Source organism: Sphingobium sp. B2D3A, assembly GCF_025961795.1.
Taxonomy (GTDB): Bacteria; Pseudomonadota; Alphaproteobacteria; order Sphingomonadales; family Sphingomonadaceae; genus Sphingobium.
The window spans coordinates 1,548,700-1,567,010 of record NZ_JAOQOI010000001.1 but is presented as its reverse complement, the minus strand read 5'-3'; the positions used below and the strand labels follow the sequence as shown (position 1 = coordinate 1,567,010).

The 18,311-nt window shown below is 66.8% G+C and carries 17 protein-coding genes; 7 read left to right on the top strand and 10 right to left on the bottom strand.

The genetic code is table 11. The features are described from left to right. The first annotated feature begins 145 nt into the window (after window positions 1–145). Window positions 146–328, top strand: a complete 183-nt coding sequence (locus M2337_RS07285; RefSeq protein WP_319799427.1) for a hypothetical protein — start codon at window positions 146–148, stop codon at window positions 326–328. A 119-nt stretch (window positions 329–447) separates the two neighbouring features. Here the strand turns inward: M2337_RS07285 and M2337_RS07280 are convergent, their stop codons facing one another. From M2337_RS07280 to M2337_RS07270, 3 genes are read right to left on the bottom strand one after another with little or no spacing between them, the layout of a single operon-like run. Further along, entirely contained in the window at window positions 448–1,761 is a 1,314-nt protein-coding gene (locus M2337_RS07280) for an MFS transporter (RefSeq protein WP_264569677.1), read from the bottom strand. A gap of 39 nt (window positions 1,762–1,800) precedes the next feature. Continuing rightward, window positions 1,801–3,009 (bottom strand): pyridoxal-phosphate-dependent aminotransferase family protein, encoded by a 1,209-nt coding sequence (locus M2337_RS07275; RefSeq protein WP_264569676.1) that lies wholly within the window; start codon window positions 3,007–3,009, stop codon window positions 1,801–1,803. 9 nt (window positions 3,010–3,018) lie between these two features. Then, entirely contained in the window at window positions 3,019–4,356 is a 1,338-nt protein-coding gene (locus M2337_RS07270) for a Rieske 2Fe-2S domain-containing protein (RefSeq protein ID WP_264569675.1), read from the bottom strand. A gap of 171 nt (window positions 4,357–4,527) precedes the next feature. Here M2337_RS07270 and M2337_RS07265 point away from each other — a divergent pair, with 171 nt between their 5' ends. Beyond that, the gene (locus tag M2337_RS07265) at window positions 4,528–5,283 is read left to right on the top strand and encodes a FadR/GntR family transcriptional regulator (RefSeq protein ID WP_264569674.1); all 756 of its coding nucleotides are present in this window, start codon (window positions 4,528–4,530) and stop codon (window positions 5,281–5,283) included. 18 nt (window positions 5,284–5,301) lie between these two features. On the opposite strand, the gene M2337_RS07260 is transcribed toward M2337_RS07265, so the two are convergent. Both M2337_RS07260 and M2337_RS07255 read right to left on the bottom strand, forming a co-directional pair. After that, window positions 5,302–5,994 carry a VIT family protein gene (locus M2337_RS07260; protein WP_264569673.1) on the bottom strand — a complete coding sequence of 231 codons (693 nt, stop codon included), beginning with the start codon at window positions 5,992–5,994 and terminating at the stop codon, window positions 5,302–5,304. Window positions 5,995–6,089: 95 nt separating this feature from the next. Further along, window positions 6,090–6,599 (bottom strand): homogentisate 1,2-dioxygenase, encoded by a 510-nt coding sequence (locus M2337_RS07255; RefSeq protein WP_264569672.1) that lies wholly within the window; start codon window positions 6,597–6,599, stop codon window positions 6,090–6,092. A gap of 85 nt (window positions 6,600–6,684) precedes the next feature. On the opposite strand from M2337_RS07255, the gene M2337_RS07250 reads away from it, so the two are divergent. Further along, window positions 6,685–8,772, top strand: coding sequence for a TonB-dependent receptor plug domain-containing protein (locus M2337_RS07250; protein WP_264569671.1), 2,088 nt, complete (start codon window positions 6,685–6,687; stop codon window positions 8,770–8,772). Window positions 8,773–8,863: 91 nt separating this feature from the next. Further along, complete coding sequence (locus M2337_RS07245) at window positions 8,864–10,537, top strand: FAD-dependent oxidoreductase (protein ID WP_264569670.1); 1,674 nt, start codon at window positions 8,864–8,866, stop codon at window positions 10,535–10,537. 15 nt (window positions 10,538–10,552) lie between these two features. On the opposite strand, the gene M2337_RS07240 is transcribed toward M2337_RS07245, so the two are convergent. From M2337_RS07240 to M2337_RS07225, 4 genes are read right to left on the bottom strand one after another with little or no spacing between them, the layout of a single operon-like run. Next, complete coding sequence (locus M2337_RS07240; RefSeq protein WP_264569669.1) at window positions 10,553–12,154, bottom strand: GMC family oxidoreductase; 1,602 nt, start codon at window positions 12,152–12,154, stop codon at window positions 10,553–10,555. A 2-nt stretch (window positions 12,155–12,156) separates the two neighbouring features. Continuing rightward, window positions 12,157–12,609, bottom strand: coding sequence for a DUF3237 domain-containing protein (locus tag M2337_RS07235; protein ID WP_264569668.1), 453 nt, complete (start codon window positions 12,607–12,609; stop codon window positions 12,157–12,159). Between the two features lie 2 nt (window positions 12,610–12,611). Continuing rightward, window positions 12,612–13,043 carry a DUF3237 family protein gene (locus M2337_RS07230; protein ID WP_181558938.1) on the bottom strand — a complete coding sequence of 144 codons (432 nt, stop codon included), beginning with the start codon at window positions 13,041–13,043 and terminating at the stop codon, window positions 12,612–12,614. After that, a complete protein-coding gene (locus tag M2337_RS07225) occupies window positions 13,036–14,529 on the bottom strand; it encodes an aldehyde dehydrogenase family protein (protein WP_264569667.1) in 1,494 nt (497 codons plus the stop codon). The genes M2337_RS07230 and M2337_RS07225 overlap by 8 nt, the downstream gene beginning before the upstream one ends. A gap of 206 nt (window positions 14,530–14,735) precedes the next feature. Here M2337_RS07225 and M2337_RS07220 point away from each other — a divergent pair, with 206 nt between their 5' ends. The 3 genes from M2337_RS07220 to M2337_RS07210 all read left to right on the top strand — a co-directional run bounded on the left by M2337_RS07220 (window position 14,736) and on the right by M2337_RS07210 (window position 17,651). Next, window positions 14,736–15,665, top strand: a complete 930-nt coding sequence (locus tag M2337_RS07220) for a helix-turn-helix domain-containing protein (RefSeq protein WP_264569666.1) — start codon at window positions 14,736–14,738, stop codon at window positions 15,663–15,665. 150 nt (window positions 15,666–15,815) lie between these two features. Next, entirely contained in the window at window positions 15,816–17,150 is a 1,335-nt protein-coding gene (locus tag M2337_RS07215) for a spinster family MFS transporter (protein WP_264569665.1), read from the top strand. Window positions 17,151–17,180: 30 nt separating this feature from the next. Beyond that, the gene (locus tag M2337_RS07210) at window positions 17,181–17,651 is read left to right on the top strand and encodes a nuclear transport factor 2 family protein (protein ID WP_264569664.1); all 471 of its coding nucleotides are present in this window, start codon (window positions 17,181–17,183) and stop codon (window positions 17,649–17,651) included. A 36-nt stretch (window positions 17,652–17,687) separates the two neighbouring features. Here the strand turns inward: M2337_RS07210 and M2337_RS07205 are convergent, their stop codons facing one another. Further along, window positions 17,688–18,308 (bottom strand): nuclear transport factor 2 family protein, encoded by a 621-nt coding sequence (locus M2337_RS07205; RefSeq protein WP_264569663.1) that lies wholly within the window; start codon window positions 18,306–18,308, stop codon window positions 17,688–17,690. Between the last annotated feature and the right edge of the window lie 3 nt (window positions 18,309–18,311).

The window sequence follows — 18,311 nt, the reverse complement described above, 5'->3', positions numbered from 1 at the left end:
CTCAGCCAAGCGGATCAATGACTGGCGCAAGGGGATGGTCCGGCACTTGTCCGGGTCGGCCTGTCTCATCATGTGATCGTCCGGACATGATTGTTGCCTCACCTCGTCATTCCCGCGAACGCGGGAATCCAGTAGCAACGTTGAAATGACGCGCGAAATCGATCCCCAAGTGTATCTGCTGGCGTCGCATCGCAACGGTACGCTCTATCTGGGCGTCACTTCCAACCTCATCGAAAAGCAGATCAAGAAATGGCGCAGAACCTGGAAGCTCGATTTGATCGAGCAGGCCAACCCGATTGGCAGGATCTTGCCGTCACCCTGGGATTGAACTTGCGAGCTTGACTGGATTCCCGCCTTCGCGGGAATGACGCAGGATAGGGAGCAAACGCGCCGCTCAACATAGGGTGACAGCGCATAGTCAACGGCTGGAATTTGTTTAGGCAGCCATTAGCCATCGGCTGCGCGTTCTGACCCGCTATCCTGCAGGGCCCTAATCCGCAGCAGATAGGCCGGGGTGACGCGCGCCATCAGCAGTGCGGCGACGATCGTCAGGCCGATGAACACGCCAAAGCCGACCAGATAGGTGCCGGTGCGATCGTACAGGTTCGCCAGCACGACCGGCCCGAAGGCCGAGCCCATGGTGTTGAAACCGGCGAGCACCGGCAGCAGGCGGTTCATGAGGCCGGGGCCGTAGACATGCTTGGCGACGACCGGGCCATCCACGGTCAGCCCGCCATGCGCCACGCCCAGCACGGTGGTGAAGACAAGCGCGGTGAACAGCCCCTGCACCGGCAACGCCAGCAGGATGGCGAGGCCGAGCAGCAGGTTCCAGCCGGCGACGCCCTTCACCGAAAAGCGATCGAACGTCATGCCCGCGACGAATTTGGCGCCGATGCCGATGAGGAAGGTGAGCGACCAGGCCGAGGCCGCGACGGTGCGCGAGAGGCCGATCTCGTTAGTGAGATAATAGATGCTGTGCTGGAAGAGCGCCTGATCGATCAGCGCCGAGAGGAACGTCGCCAGCGCGATCAGCCAGAAGGCGTGCTGGCGCAGCATCGTGCGGAAGCTGATGCCGAGATCGGCCGCGCGCAGCCGGGCGCTGCTGACCTGCTCGCTCGTCCGCACCGCCTCGGGCAGCACGTCCGCCTCGCTGGGGTTGAACCGCACCGACAGCGCGAGCGGAATGGAAATGCAGAAGATGCCGATGCTCAGACAGGCAAAGGCGACGCGCCAGCCATAAAGCGGAATAAGCTGGCTGGTCATCAGCGGGAACAGCACGCCGCCAAAGCTGGTGCCGATGACCGCCACGCCTGTCGCCAGCCCGACATTGCGCATGAACCAGCGCGAGACGAGCAGGCGCAGCGAAATGATCACGGCGCCCTGGCCGATGCCGATCATGAAGCCGACGACATAATAGCTCCACAGCGAGTGGACGAACAGGAAGCCCGCCAGCCCGATGGCCTCGGCCGCCATGGCGCCGACCAGCACCAGCTTGAGGCCGATCCGCTCGACCAGCGGGCCGATGATGAAGATCGCCATGATCGCGCCGGTGAGGCTCTTATAGGTGTAGATGAGCGTCGCCTGGGTGAGCGTCCAGCCGAACTCCTTCATGACCTCGGGATAGACGAACGGCATGGTCAGCGGCGCGCCGAAGGCGATGAGGAAGATGAAGAACGCCTTGGCGACCACCCCCCAGCCCGGATAGCGCCAGGTCGCGCGGATGATGGCGATCTTGTCTGTAAGGCTCGCTCGACCTGCCATGCCCTCGCTCCCGTCCTGTCTCTTGCCGCCCTCGCCCGATCAGGCGGCCAGGCCGGGCGCGCCGCGCTGCGCCTGACCGGTCAGCACGGCGATGGCCGCTTCCGTGCCGCCCGCCCGACAAGGGACGCCCGCGAAGGCCAGCGCGGCTTCCGTCGCGGCGACGGTGCCGAGCACCAGCGCGTCGCTGAAGTCACCGAGATGGCCGATCCGGAACACCCGGTCATCGAGCTGGCCGAGGCCATTGCCGAGGCTCATGTTGCAGCGCTCCAGCGCTGCCTCGCGCACCGCATCGGCGGAGAGGCCGTCCGGCATCCGCACGGCGGTGAGGACCGGCGAATGGGCGGCGGCATCCCGGCATTGCGTCTCGAAGCCCCATTGGGCGACCGCCGCGCGCGTCGCCTGCGCCGCCCGCTGGTGACGTGCGAAGACGGCATCCAGCCCTTCCTCCTGCATCATGGCAATGGCCTCGCACAGCCCCTGCAGCAGATTGATGGCCGGGGTGTAGGGGAAAAAGCCCCGGGCATAGGCCTCCAGCATCTCGCCCCAATCCCAATAGGAGCGCCTCATCCCGGCCGATTTCGACGCCGCGATGGCCTTTTGCGACAGGGCATTGAAGGAGAGGCCCGGCGGCAGCATCAGCCCCTTTTGCGAGCCGCCGACTGCGACATCCACGCCCCAGGCATCATGCTGATAATCCACCGACGCCAGCGACGAGACGAGATCGGCCATCAGCAGCGCGGGGTGCCCGGCTTCATCGATGGCGCGGCGCACGGCGGCGATGTCTGAGGTCACGCCGGTGGAGGTCTCGTTATGGACCACGCAGACCGCTTTGATGCGATGGGCCTTGTCCGCGCGCAGGCGCTCGCCAATGGCTGCGGCATCGACCGGGCTGCGCCAGTCGCCGGGGATCAGCTCGGGCTCCAGGCCGATCTTGCGGGCGAGGCGGCACCAGAGCGTCGCGAACCAGCCAGTCTCGTACATCAGCACCGCATCGCCCGGCGAGAGCGCGTTGACCAGCGCCGCCTCCCACGCGCCGGTGCCGGACGAGGGGTAGATGATGACCGGGCCAGCGGTCTTGAAGATGCCCCTTATCCCGTCCAGCACCTCGACCGTGAGATCACGGAAGTCAGGCCCGCGATGGTTGATGGTTGGACGCGCAATCGCCTCCATCACCCGTTGCGGCGTGGTCGTGGGACCGGGCAGTTGCAGGAAGTGCGCGCCGGGGCGATGGGAAGAGGTGGCAGGCATGAACGGTCCTCAGGCTGGCGCGGGCGCAAGGCGGCGCTTGCGGTCCACCGGCTCGGCGGTCCCCTTGCTCCAGACCGCGCGGCGCGCATTGTAGAAATCGAGCCAATCCTGCTCGGGTGGCAGCAGCGCGTAGCCGGCGCGGACATTATGGTAGCAGGCCGGATTATCGACGCCCGGCGGCACCACCCCGTCGTCCCGCAACGCCGTCGCGACCCATTTGAGCCGCCGGCGGGTGAGCACGATCATCCGGTCGCTGGTGCCCAGATGCTCCATGGTGCGGTCTACCACCGGCCCCATGCTCTCGGTGACCGCCTGATCCTGCACCGGGATCGCCTCGATGCCGCTATAGCTCTGCGTCGACTGCGCCTCGCGCGAGATCAGATGATCGTTGCGCGGATTGGCATCGATGCGGAAGCGGCCGAGCCAGTCGGTGCTGTTGGGCAGGAAATTGATCGGCGAGGTGGTGCCGGGGATCGGCTTGCCCGCCTTGGTCAGCGTCGTGGCGCCGGTGCGCGGACCGCCGATGGTGACGAGCATGGCATGATGGTCATCCAGCGGCACCCATGCGCGGGCGCGGATATGGTCGAGCGGTTCGGACGGCGCCATGGTCCAGAAAGGCAGCGCGAACTGGCCGATGCGGTGATAGAGATTGTCCCCGGCCGGGCGATAGGCGCAATACATGGTGCCGTAATCGGTCTCCAGCGCCTCATATTTCGGCGCAAGATTCTCGCGCATCTGCCTGTAATAATTGATCGAGCCTTCCTCGAACTGGTCCGGCGTGGCCGCGCCCAGATGCAGGAAGCCGACATGGCAGGTGTCGATATCCCCCTCCAGCGCCTGCAGCCAGTTGCACTCGCGCATCATGAAGGTGACGGTGAGCGGCTGGCCCGCCTCTACCTCGTCCCAGTCGAAATGCGGCAGCGCGGGCGGCTCGGCGCGGGTGCCCATATAGACCCAGGCGACGCCGTAGCGCTCGACCACGGGCAGCGCGCGGATCTTCACCTTGTCCTTATAGTCGGTCTCCGGCGGCTCGCTCGGCATCTCGATGCACTGGCCATTCCGATCGAACTTCCAGCCATGGTAGACGCAGCGGATGCCGCCCTCCTCATTGCGCCCGTAGAACAGCGACGCGCAGCGATGGGCGCAGCGATGATCGACCACGCCAAGCGAGCCATCGGGCGAGCGGAAGGCAAGGAAGTTCTCCCCGAGCAGCCGTAGCCGCAGCGGCGCGCCGCCAGCCTTGACTTCGTCCGGCATGAAAGCGGGGATCCAATATTCCCGCATCAACGCGCCCATGGGGGTGCCGGGGCCGGTCTGGGTCAGCAAGGCATTGTCTTCCGGCGACATTCCGCCCTCCCCCACACTTGAATGGATCAAACTATAATATAGTTATTCTTTTTCATCCGATGCGGCGTGGCTTGTCAAGCAATGCCGGGCGGGGCAGGATTGAAATCATCATATAGAATGACCGATCGCCCGCCCCGCGCGGACGATGCCAACATGAGAAAGCCTGTTCCCTTGGCCGAATCCGACACCGTTTTCAGTTCCGTGCGCAGCCAGTCGCTCGCCTCGCGCATCGTCACGCAGGTGATCGACGCGCTGTTTGCCGGCCAGTTCAAGCCCGGCCAGTTCCTGGGTACCGAGGCGCAGCTGACCGAGACCTTCCAGACCAGCCGCGTGCCGATCCGCGAGGCGCTGGGCCGGCTGGAGGCGCTGGGCGTCGTGACGATCAAGACCGGCGCGGGCGGCGGCGCGACGATTGCCGAGGGCAAGCCGGACCAGTTCGCCACCGCCCTGGCGGTGCAGTTCATGCTCGTGCAGGTGACGGCCGAGGAGATTTTCGATGCCCGCATCGGGATCGAATGCCGCGCCGCAGAGCTGGCTGCCGAGAAGATCACCGACGACCAGATCGAGGCGCTGCGGCTGCTGCTGGAGCGGATCATGGAACCGGACCTGCCGCGCCGGGAGTCGGTCGATCGCATCCTTGCCTTCCACCGCTTCATCGTGGAGGCTTCGGGCGCGCGCACGCTGGTGACGCTCATGCATGCGCTGGAACATGCGCTGCTCAACCTGTTCACGGCGCTGGAAGCCTCGCCGCGCAACAGCCGCATCGGCTACAAGTCGCTGCAGGGCATTTTCGACCGGATCGCCGCGCGCGACAGTGAGGGCGCCTTCACGGCGATGCGCCTCCATCTGCTCGATCGGCGCAAGTCGATGCTCTACCGGCTCAAGGAGCTGAGCGATCAGGCGGGGATTGCGACGCCCGCCAGCTAGGCGGTCCACGCCGTCGGCTCAGACGCTCGTCCCGACCAGCCGCCCGATCCCGGCTGTCAGGGCCATGGCAAGCGCGCCCCAGAAGACCACCCGCGCCACCGGCCGCCAGGGTTTGGCCCCGCCAGCGCGCGCGCCAATGGCGCCGAGCAGGCCGAGGAACAGGATCGATCCTGCTGCCTCGCCCCAAACCATGCGGTCCATCGGCAGCACGGCCGCCAGCACCAGCGGCAGCGCCGCGCCAGCCGTGAAGGTCGCGGCGGAGGTAAAGGCCGCGACCACCGGGCGCGCCGCCGTCGTCTCGGTGATATGCAGCTCGTCACGCGCATGGGCGCCGAGCGCATCATGCGCCATCATCTGCTCGGCCGCGCGCCGCGCCGTCGCTGGATCGACGCCGCGCGCGACGTAAATGTCGGTGAGTTCCTGCAGCTCGGCCTCGGGCGCGGTGGCCAGCTCTTGCGTTTCGCGCGCGAGGTCTGAACGCTCGGTGTCGGACTGCGAGCTGACCGAGACATATTCGCCGGCCGCCATCGACATCGCCCCGGCCACCAGACCGGCAGCACCCGCAACGATCAGCGCCGACCGATCCGCCCCTGACGCCGCCACGCCGAGGATGAGGCTGGCCGTGGACACGATACCGTCATTGGCGCCCAGCACCGCCGCGCGGAGCCAGCCGATACGCGAAACAAGATGATATTCCCGATGCGCCCTCATGGATGATCCCCCTCACAGTTCGGCGCAACTTTATCAGAACCGGGCCTGCGCGGCGATTGGGGAAATCTGCTCTTGGCCGGACGGACGGCCCGACGTCATTCGGGTGATGGGACGATCATCACTCTGATGACGGGCGCCTCGCTGCCGCTAGTCTGCAGGATGTGGCGCCCGGCCTTGAGGCGGAAATCGACGATCTTGCGGATGCCCGAGCAAGCAGGCCCATGGCCATGCGCGAGGGAGGTCACGCGGGCGCCGTTGGTCACCATGTCCAGCCAGGCCGCTGCGCCCAAGGCGACGCGATAGACGCCCTCGCGCGGGGCGTCGAACGCCAGCATCCCGGCGTGGGTGCCGGGCTTGGCCGCGCGCTCGGGTGCGGCAGCGAACGTGACAGACGACGCAGGCGACAAGGCGAGATCGACGGCCTGGCCGGGCTTGAGCTGAACGGCTGCTTCCGTCGCGCTGGCAACCCGCTCGGCGCTGCGCCAGGCCGCAAATTCAGGCGGCAGAGTTGCATCGTCCGCGCAGGCGGGTGCATCCGCAGCGGTCGCCTGAGCGGCAACCGGCACCGGTGCCAGCGCCATTGCGAGAGCCATCATCACACGCATTGTCCGCTTCTCCTCTGGACGGTCGGTCCTTTCGATGTATTCGCGTATATACATCGAATCACGAACAAGAAAAGGGGACCCATTGATGAGAGCGACACTGGTGCTGGGCGCCGCAATTCTGGTCACGTCCGGCACGGGCCGCGCACAGGCGCCGGAGAGCGAGGCCGGCAGTTTCGGCCTCGGCCAGATCATCGTGACGGCGCCCGCCGGACCTGACCGGCTGCTCGGCACGGACACGCTCGACCAGCAGGCCATGGTCCGCTTCAACCGCGTGCAGCTCGACGATGCGATCAATCTCCTGCCGGGCGTGTCGGCGGGCAATAGCGGCGGCTCGCGCAACGAGCGGCTGGTGTTCGTGCGCGGGTTCGACCGCTTTCAGGTGCCGCTCTCGATTGACGGCATCCGCGTCTATCTCCCGGCCGACAACCGGCTGGATTTCGGCCGCTTCCTCACGCCGGACATTGCCGAGGTGCAGGTCGCGAAGGCCTATGCTTCCGTGCTGGATGGTCCCGGTGCCATGGGCGGTGCGATCAATCTCGTCACGCGCAAGCCCACCAAGGCTGTGGAGGCCGAGGCGCGCGCCACGCTCAATCTCGACCGCGATGCGGCCTATGGTGGCTACAGCGTCTTCGCGCTACTCGGCACGCGGCAGGACCATTGGTACGCGCAGGCGAGCTATGCCCGCAATTTCACCGATCACTGGACGCTTGCCGGTGGTTTCCACCCGGTCAGCGCGAACGAGGACGGCGGCGCGCGCGACTTCTCCCGCACATCAGATTGGCGCGTGAATGCCAAGCTGGGCGTCACCCCCAACGCCACCGACGAATATGTGCTGAGCTACACACGGCAAGAGGGCAGCAAGAACGCGCCGCTGCATGTGAGCGACACGAGCAATGTCTCGCTGCGCAACTGGAGTTGGCCCTATTGGACCATCGACACGCTGTCCGTCCTTTCGACCACCGCGCTCAGCAATCAGGCGACGCTCAAGACGCGGGCTTATTACAGCCGCTTCGACAATCTGCTGCGCTCCTGGGACAATCGCAGCCAGACCAGCCAGACGCTGGGTCGGTCCTTCGACAGCCCTTATGCGGACACGGCCTATGGCGGATCGGCGGAACTCGGCGTGGACCTGCTGCCCGTCAATCGCCTGACCCTCGCCTTCCATTATCGGCATGACGAGCACCGCGAATCCCAGACCAGCCGGCCGGGCCTGCCCGGCAGCATCGCCGAGCCGGTGCAGATCAGTGCCGAGCGCAACTGGAGCATCGCGGTGGAGAACCGCCTCGCCCTGCTGCCCGCCCTGACGCTGACGCTGGGCGCCTCCTATGACTGGCGCGATCTCGACCGCGCGGAGGACTATGGAGTGCCGCAGGGGCAGACCGGCGCCAACCGGCTCTACAGCTTCCCGCTGCGCAACGTCGATGCGCTGAACGCGCAAGGGCGGCTGGATTGGCGCGGCGAGCATGGCAGCGCGGCGCATCTCTCGCTCTCGTCTCGCGCCCGCTTTCCGACCCTGTTCGAGCGGTTCAGCAGCCAGTTCGGCACCGCCGAGCCCAATCCCGCCCTGAACCCGGAACGGGCGACCACGCTGGAGGTCGGCGGCGCGCGTCAGCTGGGGCCGCTCCATGTCAGCGCAGCGCTCTTCCACAGCTGGGTGAGCGACGCGCTGGTTTCGGTCCGCACGCCGGCCAACCTCAATCGCCGGGAGAATTATGGATCGGCCCATTATTATGGCGGCGAGGTCGCGGTGGATGTGAAGCTGAGCGACCAGATCGAGCTGGGCGGCAATTACTCCTACATCCAGCGGGACTTCAGGGTCGGCACGGCGCCGGCGGGCAGCCTGATCCGTCCGTTCCAGCTCACCGATGTGCCGGGCCATAAGGGCTTTGCCTATTTTGGCTGGCGGCCCGTCCCTGCCCTGCGCATCGCCCCCAATCTCGATTTTGCCTCGCGCCGCACGACCGTCACGCCCGCCTCCGCCAACGGCCTCGCGCCCATCTATTACAAGACGGGCGGCTATGCGCTGGCCGGGCTGAGCATCGAATATGCGCTGACGCCGCAGGCCACGCTCAGCGTCGGAGGCCGCAATCTCTTCGACCGGGATTATGTGCTGACCGATGGCTTCCCCGAACCGGGCCGCTCGCTGTGGCTCAGCCTGAGCGCCCGCTACTGACGCCTTTGCCCCCACAATTAATAATACTGTCTTTCTATATGATCTTTATCGGGATATGCTCTCGCCGAATGATAGGAGCGAAGGAGAGCGCATGGCCGTCCAGAGGAATAACGAGCGGTTTGTGGCCGCGCTGGCGCCGGCGAAGGCGATGGACGTCGTTGTCGTGGGCGGCGGCCCTGCCGGCTGTGTCGCGGCGCTGAGCGCGGCGCGCAATGGTGCGCGGGTGATGCTCATCGAGCGGGTCGGCTATCTGGGCGGGATGATGACCGGGGGCGGCATCGGTGGCATCGGCATCAATGGCTATATCATCGAGAAAGGCATCGGCACGCCGGTGGTCAAGGGCATTTCGCTGGAGATCCTGCACCGCATCCAGGCCATGGGCGGCGCGCCCGAGGGTAGCCCGATCGCGCGGCACCCGACCGACTCCGTCATGATGACCAGCCTGCTCGACGAGATGATGGAGGAGGCCGGGGTCGAAATCCTGTTCAACACCGTGGTGTTCGACACGCTGGTGGAGGACGGGCGCGTGACGGGCGTCGCCATCGGCAACAAGTCGGGCGGCCAGGTGGTGCTGGCCGATGTGGTGATCGACGCCTCGGCCGATGCCGACGTGGCCGCCTGGGCCGGCGCGCCCTTCCACCATGGCCGCGAGGAAGACGGGCGCCATCATGGCGGATCGATGGACATGCAGATCGGCGGCATCGATGTCGACCGGCTGATCGACTATCTGCGCAACCAGCCGCTGCTGAGTGAAGAAGAGCGCGCCGAGCTGGACCGCGAGCGCTCCGCGCTGATGGGCGGCGGGCGGCCGGTCAACACCTACAAGTCACTCAAGGGCGAGACGCTCTACGCCGAGCCCATGGCCCAGCCGACCGACTGGGACGAGGTGGACCGCATCCGCGCGGCCGGCGGCATCCCCAAGTTGCGCCTCTCTCCCGCAGCGGGCGGCCCGATCCCGGGCAAGGCGACGGCACCCAAGGTGGATGGCAAATATGTGCCCCTCCCCGCCGGGCTGGACCGCGAATGGGTGGAGTATATCAAGGCCGGCAAGGTGCCATTGCTCTATGGCGCGACCGAGCCGGTCTATCCGCCGCCGCGCTTTGGCAGCATCGGCATCTTCCGCCACGGCAAGATGCGCGACGGGCAGATGATGTCCGGCGTGTACGAGGTCTGGTACGACCACACCAATGAGGAAGAGGTGAGCAAGTCGCTGATCTATCGGCGCAAGCTCAACCGGGTGTATCTCAACTTCCTGCGCGAGCGCATCCCCGGCTTCGAGGAGGCCTATATCGTCATGGAATCCCCCACCGGCGGCGCGCGCGAAGGCCGGCGGATCGTCGGCGACTATATCCTCACCGAGGATGATGTGCTGGCAGGGCGGCGCTTCCCCGACGTGATCGCCAAGGGCGGGCCGCGCGGGCCGGACCTGCATTCGGTGACCGGCCTGTGGGGCGACGGCGTGGCCTCACCGTTCAAGGCGCCGTACGACATTCCCTATCGCATCCTGCTGCCCAAGGGCGTTGAGGGCCTGCTGGTGGCAGGGCGCTGCGTGTCTGCTACCTTCGCGGCGCTCGGCGCGGTGCGCGATCAGGCGACCTGCATGTCCATGGGCGAGGCGGCGGGTGCGGCGGCCAGCCTTGCGGTGCGCGCGGGCGTTACGCCGCGAGAGGTGGACGTGCGTGCCGTGCAGCAGCGCCTGCTCGATCAGGGCGCGCTGCTTTACATTGGCGATGAGCAGCCGCTGGAGAGGGAACCGGCCGAGTGATCCGGCAGGATGCGGCTACTCTCCGCGTCTGATGAAGTCCGCAGCGCGCTCGGCGACCATGATGACCGGAAGGTTGGTGTTGCCGCCGGGCAGGCGCGGGAAGATGGAGGCATCGACCACCCGCAGCCCGTCCACGCCATTCACCCGCAGGCGCCCGTCGACCACAGCCTGCGCATCGCTGCCCATGCGGCAGGTGCCGCTCGGGTGATAGGCCGTCGCCGCTGTCTCGCGGATATAGGCCATGACCTCCTCGTCCGACAGCAAAGGCCGCTCCGGCCGCCGCATCTGCCCCACCACCTTGGCGAGCGCCGGCTGACGGATGAGCGCCTCGAGGCCGCGATAGCCGCCGAGCATGGCGCGCTGGTCTTCGGGATCGCTCATCAGGTTGAAGGCGATGCGCGGATGGGCCAGCGGATCGGGCGAGCCGAGCTTCAGCCAGCCACGGCTCTTGGGATAATTGAGCGACCACATCGCCCCCATGCGCGGCCCGAACGGCCGGGCCACGCCGGGGAACCAGACCCGCGAGAACATGGAGAGCGGGATCAGCAGGAAATGCATGTCGATCACATCCGGGTCGGCACCGGTCGCAACATTGGCGGAGGCGGCGAGCGGCGGCGCGCCCATGATGCTCTTGCGCCCTGCCACCCAGCGCAGGAACGAGCCGGTCAGCCGGTCGAAGCGCAATTCCCGGTCGAAGGCGAGCGCGGGATCGAGATCGAACTCCATGCCGGCGCCGGGATGATCCTGCAGATGGGCGCCGACCTCGCCGCTCTCCACGGCGACATCCAGGCCCATCTCCTGCAGATGGGCGCCCGGCCCGATGCCCGAGAGCAGCAGCAATTGCGGCGCGTTGATCGCGCCGCCGGCCAGCAGCACTTCGCGCTCGGCGAGGATTTCTTCCCGCCGCCCGTCGCGTGAAACCTCGATGCCGATTGCCCGGCCATCACGCAGCAGCACGCGCGTCGCCACGGCGCCGGTGCGCACCTCCAGATTGGGTCGGCCGAGCGCAGGGCGCAGATAGGCCTCGGAGGTGTTGGCGCGGCGACCGTTGCGCGTCGTGAAATCCGGCATGCCGAAGCCGTCGGTTCGCGGGCCGTTGAAATCCTCCGTGATCGGGTAGCCGAGCGACCGGGCCGCCTCCAGCACATTGGCCATCAGCGGGCTGGGTGCCGGGTGCGGCTCGACACTCAGTGGCCCGCTGCCGCCATGTTCGGGCGTATCGCCGCGCCAGTGCCGCTCCAGCTTGCGGAACCAGGGCAGCACATCGTCCCAGCCCCAGTCGGTGAGGCCGGTATCGCGCCAGCCATCATAATCGGCCTTGTGCCCCCGGATCGCCATCATGCCGTTCAGCGAGGACGTGCCGCCGAGCATCCGCCCACGCGCGACCGGCAGACGGCGGCCGTCCAGCTCCGCCTCCGGCTCCGACATGAAGCCCCAGGTGAGCGCCGGATTGGGCCACAGCTTGGAGACTGCCAGCGGCAGGCGCACGTCCAGCCGCCGGTCGCTGCCGCCGGCTTCCAGCAGCAGCACGCGGTTGCGCGGATCTTCGGACAGGCGGGCGGCGAGCACGCAGCCCGCCGAGCCGGCACCCACGACGATGTAATCGAACCGGTCCACGCTCAGACGACTTTCCAGAACCGGAAAATGGAGCCTTCCGGATTGCGCTGGCCGACGCCGACGAAGATCGTGCGGTTCAGCCAGTCATAGGGGCCGGCGGGCGCCTCGAAGCGCGGCGTCATGCGCATATAATAGCTTTGCGGATCGACCTGCTCGCCCGCCAGCAGGGCCTTGACGACCTCCGGCGGGGCGCTGCGCACGCCGGTGCTGCGCTTGAGGATATGGGCGCCGTCGTCCGTCTCCAGCAGATATTGCGATTCGAACCGCCCGCCGCCATCGGGGCGCACGAGCGGGAAATCGCCGCCGCTGCCCTTGACGATCCGGCCCGAAAGGCCAGGGCCGGAGAAGCTGCCCTCGCCGATCAGCACCGCACCGCGCGTGTAGCCCTGCGCGACTTCGATATGCATGCGCGGACCAAGGCCGATGCGCATTTCCAGAGCGAATTCCAGCCGCATGGTCAGACGATCCTCTCGATATTGAGGACAGGGCTGCCCTCGGCCTGCTCGGCGACGAACGCCAGCCGCGCCAGATGGGCGACGCCGCCATCCTCGGCCGCCTCGAACAGCAAAGCGAGCCGCAGCCCCTCGAAATCCGGTGCGCGGGTGCGATAGCCATTGCCGAAGCAGCGGGCGAAACTGCCATCGCTGAAGGCGACATAATAAGAGGCTTCGACCACCGTGACGCCATCGGCGCGCAGCAGATGCATCTCGCTGCCGCCGACCAGCCGGCCCTCAAGCCCCTCGCCTACGAAGGTGCCCCCGCCGATGGACACATAGCTGCGCTGACCACCGGTCGCGATCTCGCCGACCGTGACCGGGAAAGCGCGCATGGGCGTCATGCGGAAGGCGGGCGCGAAGCCGGGCACGGGCGCGCTGCTTGCCTCAGCCATGATCGCGGGCCTGATGGTCGTGCGCGATCGTCACGGATTTGAGTTCGGTATAGGCTTCCACCCCGGCTCTCCCATTTTCGCGGCCGAAGCCGGATTGCCTGACGCCGCCCGCGGGCATCGCAATGTCGCCGGCGCTGCTGTTCACCCGCACGGTCCCGGCCCGGAGGCGACTGACCATGCCATGCGCCCGCGAGAGGCTGCCCGTCCAGACATAGGCGGAGAGGCCATAGCGGCTCGCATTGGCCAGCGCGGCGATTTCGTCGAGATCGTCGGTGTCGAAGGGGATCGCGCACAGCACGGGACCGAAAATCTCCTCATCCACCGCCGCCATGCCTGCCTGAACGGAGCCGAGCACCGTCGGAGCGACATAATAGCCTTGCGCCGGCAAGGCGATGTCGCCGCCGGCGCGGCTGGCGCCCTGCGTGAGGGCGCCCTCGACAAAGCCCATGATCCGCGCCCGCTGCGCCTGCGTGATGACAGGGCCGAGCTGGGTCGCGGGATCGAGCGGATCGCCGATCGTCATCGCCGCGCCGATGCGGGCGATCTTCTCCACCAGCGCATCGGCGACGGATCGATGCACGAACAGGCGCGAGCCGGCCGAGCAGGTCTGCCCGCTGTTGAAGAAGATGTTCATGGCAATGGCGCGCGCGGCGGCATCGAGATCGGCATCGGCAAAGACGATGACCGGCGATTTGCCGCCCAGCTCCACCGTCACCCGCTTCATCTGCCGCGCGCAGTCGGCCGCGATCTGGGTGCCGGTTGCCGTCGACCCGGTGAAGCTGATCTTCGCGACGCCGGGATGATCGACCAGCGCCGCGCCCACGACCGGACCAAGGCCGGTCACGACATTGAAGAAGCCGGGCGGCACGCCGCAAGCCACAGCCAGTTCAGCCAGCTTGAGCGCGGAGAGCGAGGATTGTTCCGCCGGCTTGAGCACCACCGCGCAGCCCGCCGCAATCGCGGGGCCGAGCTTGAACGCAGCGCCCATCAGCGGATAATTCCACGGGATGATGTGGCCGACCACGCCGACAGGTTCGCGCAGCGTATACGCCGTCGTCTCGCCGGGCTGGGAAAGCTCCATGCTCTCCCCGGTGAGCTTGGTCGCCCAGCCAGCGAAATAGCGCAAGGTCGCTGCGGTGCCGGGCACGTCGACCCGCCGGCTGTTGCTGATCGGCTTGCCGGTATCGAGCGTTTCGAGCAGCGCGAACTCCTCGGCATGGCGCTCCACCGCCTGCGCCAAGGCCAGCAGGGCATCCTGCCGCTGGGCTGGCGTCCAGCGCGTGCGTCGGGCCGCGACCATCGCCGATTCGGCCGCCTGCACGGCCTGGTCGATATCCGCTGCAGTGCCCGCACCCACCTCGGTAAAGACCGCACCGGTCGCGGGGTTTTCCACCGGCAGCCGGTCGCCCGCCGCAGGGGGCGTCCACGCGCCGCCAATGAAATGACGCGCCTCGGCGGCAAGGGGCAATGGCACTTTCAACGTCATCTCAAATACATGTCCATGATGCGGCTGAGGCCCCTGCTATCAGCGCGCTTGCGGGCAAACTTGTCTCGCGACGCATCTTTCTGACCAGCGCCGCACTGGAGACAAAATCAACAGTGTGGCGGTCTGCTGGACAGGCCCCGATATGGGGTCTAGCGTGCGCAAAAGCCGGACCGAGGGCGCAAGACCCCGGCCAGGATGCGAGAGGAATGACGGGGATGCACATCTTCACCACTAAGGCATCGAGCCGCGTCGAGCGCAGCCGGCAATGGTGCGCCGTCACGCAGGCGCCCCACATCGAATTTGCGGACGATCGCGAGGCATCGCTGCGCGGCGGCGATTTCGGCGCGCTTCGCTTCTGCATCGTTTCGCTGGGCAGTCACCGGCTTGTCCTGCCCGACATGGCCGACCGGCGATCGCCACCGACCATGAAGCTGCTGTTCCAGGAGGAAGGCGCCGCCCGGATCAGCCAGGGCGGGCTCTACAACGATGTGCAGGCCGGCCAGTGGTGCGCGCTGCGCAAGGATGTGCCCTACACCATCGATGCGCCGGACCAGTGCCGTCAATTGGCCGTGACGGTGCCGTGCAGCCTGCTCGCTGCACCCCGCTGGAGTCTGGACCGCTGGCGCAAGCCGCGCAGCTTCCTGCGGGGGCCGGCCCAGATTCTTCATGCCAGCGTCAGCGCCTCGGTGATGACCGGCAACACGTTGCGGATGCAGGACCGCGAGCTGCTCGGCGACCAGATCGCCCATCTGGTCAACATGACCATCCATGCCGATGACGTGCTGACCATGCCCGACCCGCGCGAAAGCCGGCGGCGCGCGATCCTGGAATATGTCGACCGGCATCTGGCCGACGCGGACCTCAGCATCGCGCGCATCGCGCGGGATTTCAGCATGTCGAGCCGCTCGATCCACAAGCTGTTCGAGGGCGAGGCCTACACCATCGCCCGCGCCATCTGGGACCGGCGGCTGGAGCGCTGCCGCGAGGAGATGGTCGACCCGGCCCTCGCCCGCCGCTCGATCACCGAGATCGCCCACCTTTGGGGCTTTAGCGATTCCCAGCATTTCAGCCGGGCGTTCAAACAGCGCTTCGGCCTTACGCCGCGCGATTATCGCAATCTCTTCTCGCTGCACTGAACGGCCCGGAAGGGGGATCGCGATCGCGAGCACGACCAGTCAGGTCCATGCGCTCCCATCCAATCGGCATGTCGCGCTGAGGGTCTATCCCGATAGGCCTGCCGCTCGATGCCTGCCGACCGCAGGCCTGCCACCCGGGAACAGATAAACGTGACCAGAAGACAGCTCACCGTCGCCCTGATCCTGCTCGCCTCGATCAACGCCTTCGGCTTCCTCGACCGCGTGATGATCGCGCTGATCGCCGAGAAGATCAAAGCCGAGTTCCTGCTCAGCGATCTGCAGATCGGCCTGCTCGGCGGCACGGCCTTCGCGGTGGTGAACGCCTTTGCGAGCGTGCCCATTGCGCGCCTGGCGGAACGCTACAACCGCGCGCGGGTGACCGCGTGCTTCCTGATGCTCGCCTCGGTGTTCACGGCACTGGCGGGCGCGACGGTCAGCTTCTTCCAGCTCTTCCTGTGCCGTTGCGGCATGGCGGCGGGCAACGCGGCGACCGAGGCGCCGCCGCACTCGATGATCTCCGACATGGTGCCGCCGGAAAAGCGCGCCTCGGCCCTGTCGCTCTACATGCTCGGCGTGCCGGTGGCGGCTCTGGTCGGATCGTTCGCGGGCGGCGCCATTGCCGAGCATTTCGGCTGGCGCGATACATTCATGTTCTTCGGCGTGATGGGCGGACTGATCGCCCTGCTGTGCTTCTTCTGCCTGCATGAGCCAGAGCGCAGTGTGCCCCCTGCCGCCGCCGGATCGGGCAAGCTCGGCACCTGGCAGGTGGTGCGGCTTCTGCTTGGCAACAAGAGCATCCGCTATGTGCTCGCAGGCCTCGCCTTCATCAGCCTTGGCGCCTTTGGGGTAAACACCTTCCTTCCCGCTTTCTTCTCCCGCAATTTCGGGCTGGATGCGGCGCAGGCGGGGCTGGTCTTCGGCGTCGTCTCGGGCATTGCCGCCTTTTTTGGCACGCTGCTCGGCGGCTATGGCAGCGAGCATATGGCCCGGCGCGATGCCCGCTGGCTGCTTGGCTTCCCGGCGCTCGGCACCGTGATCGGCGTACCGATCTTCCTGGCGGGGCTGAGCAGCAACATGCTGTTCATCGCCATTCCCCTGATGCTGGTCGGCTCCTTCTCCTTCTACACCGCGATGGGGCCGGCGATCGCGACGCTGCACGGCTCGCTGGACAGTTTCAGCCGGGCGACCGGATCAGCCGTGTTCCTGCTGATGGTCCATCTGTTCGGTCAGGGGCTGGGACCGCCCTCGGTCGGCGTGGTCAGCGATATGGCCTCCAGCTTCATCTATGGCGGCAGCCAGTTCGCCACGCAGTGCGCCGGGGCTGCCGGACAGGTTCATGGCTCAGCCTGCGCGGCGGCCTCGGCCCTGGGCCTGCGCTATGCCATCGGCCTGTTCGCCATCTTCTTCCTGGTCGGCGGGCTGATGCTGTATCTCGCGGCGCGGACCAACCACCGCGCGGCGCAGGCGACCGCCACGGCGCATTGACCGCGCCCTCATTTTGCAACGGAGATCCGCATGAGTCAGGCCATTACCGATCGCGACGACCAGCTTGCCTTGCTGGAGAGCGACGATCCCAAGCTCGCAGCCAACAAGCGCCTCGTCTGGGACATGTATCGCACCGTGCTGCAGGCGGGCCATGCCGACCGGGCCGCCGAATTCATCGCCGAGGGCTATATCCAGCATAACCCCAATGTCGCTTCCGGCCGCCAGCCGCTGGTCGACTTCATCAAGGGCTCGCGCCCGGTCCGCGAGATCGAGGAGCGGATCATGCTGCCGCTGGTCAACATGATCGCCGAGCGGGACATGGTAATGTGCGTGTTCGAGCGGCCCGAGAAGGATGCCGAGGGGCAGCCTTATGTGACGAGCTGGTTCGACCTGTTCCGCATCGAGAATGGCATGATTGCCGAGCATTGGGACCCGGCGCTCAAGAGCGTGGAGATGCTCAAATTCGACCCCAATAGCAAGCGCACGCCGCCCACCGACTGAGCGGCGAGCGGCAGCGCGCGGGCGACCTGGGCCGCCCTACACCTCCTTATAATGGTAAGGCGCGATCACCGGCTCGGGGTAGGATTCATACTCCATCGTCGGCGGCAGATCGGGCTGCAGCCCGTCGATCGAGCGCAGCAGCTGGACGCCGCCGCGATGCCAGCCCTCATCATATTCGGTGTAGATGTTCATATAGCCGTGCAGCTGCGCGATCCGCCACTTGCCGTTCTCGATCTTGTAGCTGTTCTCATAGGTCGCCTCACCCCAACGCGCCTCGCGCCCTACGCCGCCGACCATCATGAACGTGCGCCAGCGCGCCTTGGCGGTGCCCGCCGCACAATCGATGTGAACGACCGGCTGGAGCTGCATGTGATTGTACAGCACGCCAGGACCATAAGGCGGCAAGTGGTGGAGATATTCCCGCACTCGTTCCCGCCCGACATAGACGCCGCGCCCGGCCAGCTCGAGCGTGCCATCCTCGGCGAACAGCTTGGCCGCATCGTCCCAGCGGCCCTTGTCGACATAATAGCCATAAGCGCACTGGAGATTGCAGATCTCGACATAATGATCGGCCTTGTCGGCGCGGGCGGCGAGCGCCGTCAGATCGGACCGCAAACGCGCCAGTTCCTCGCGCAGGGCTGAGACATCATCGGACATGGG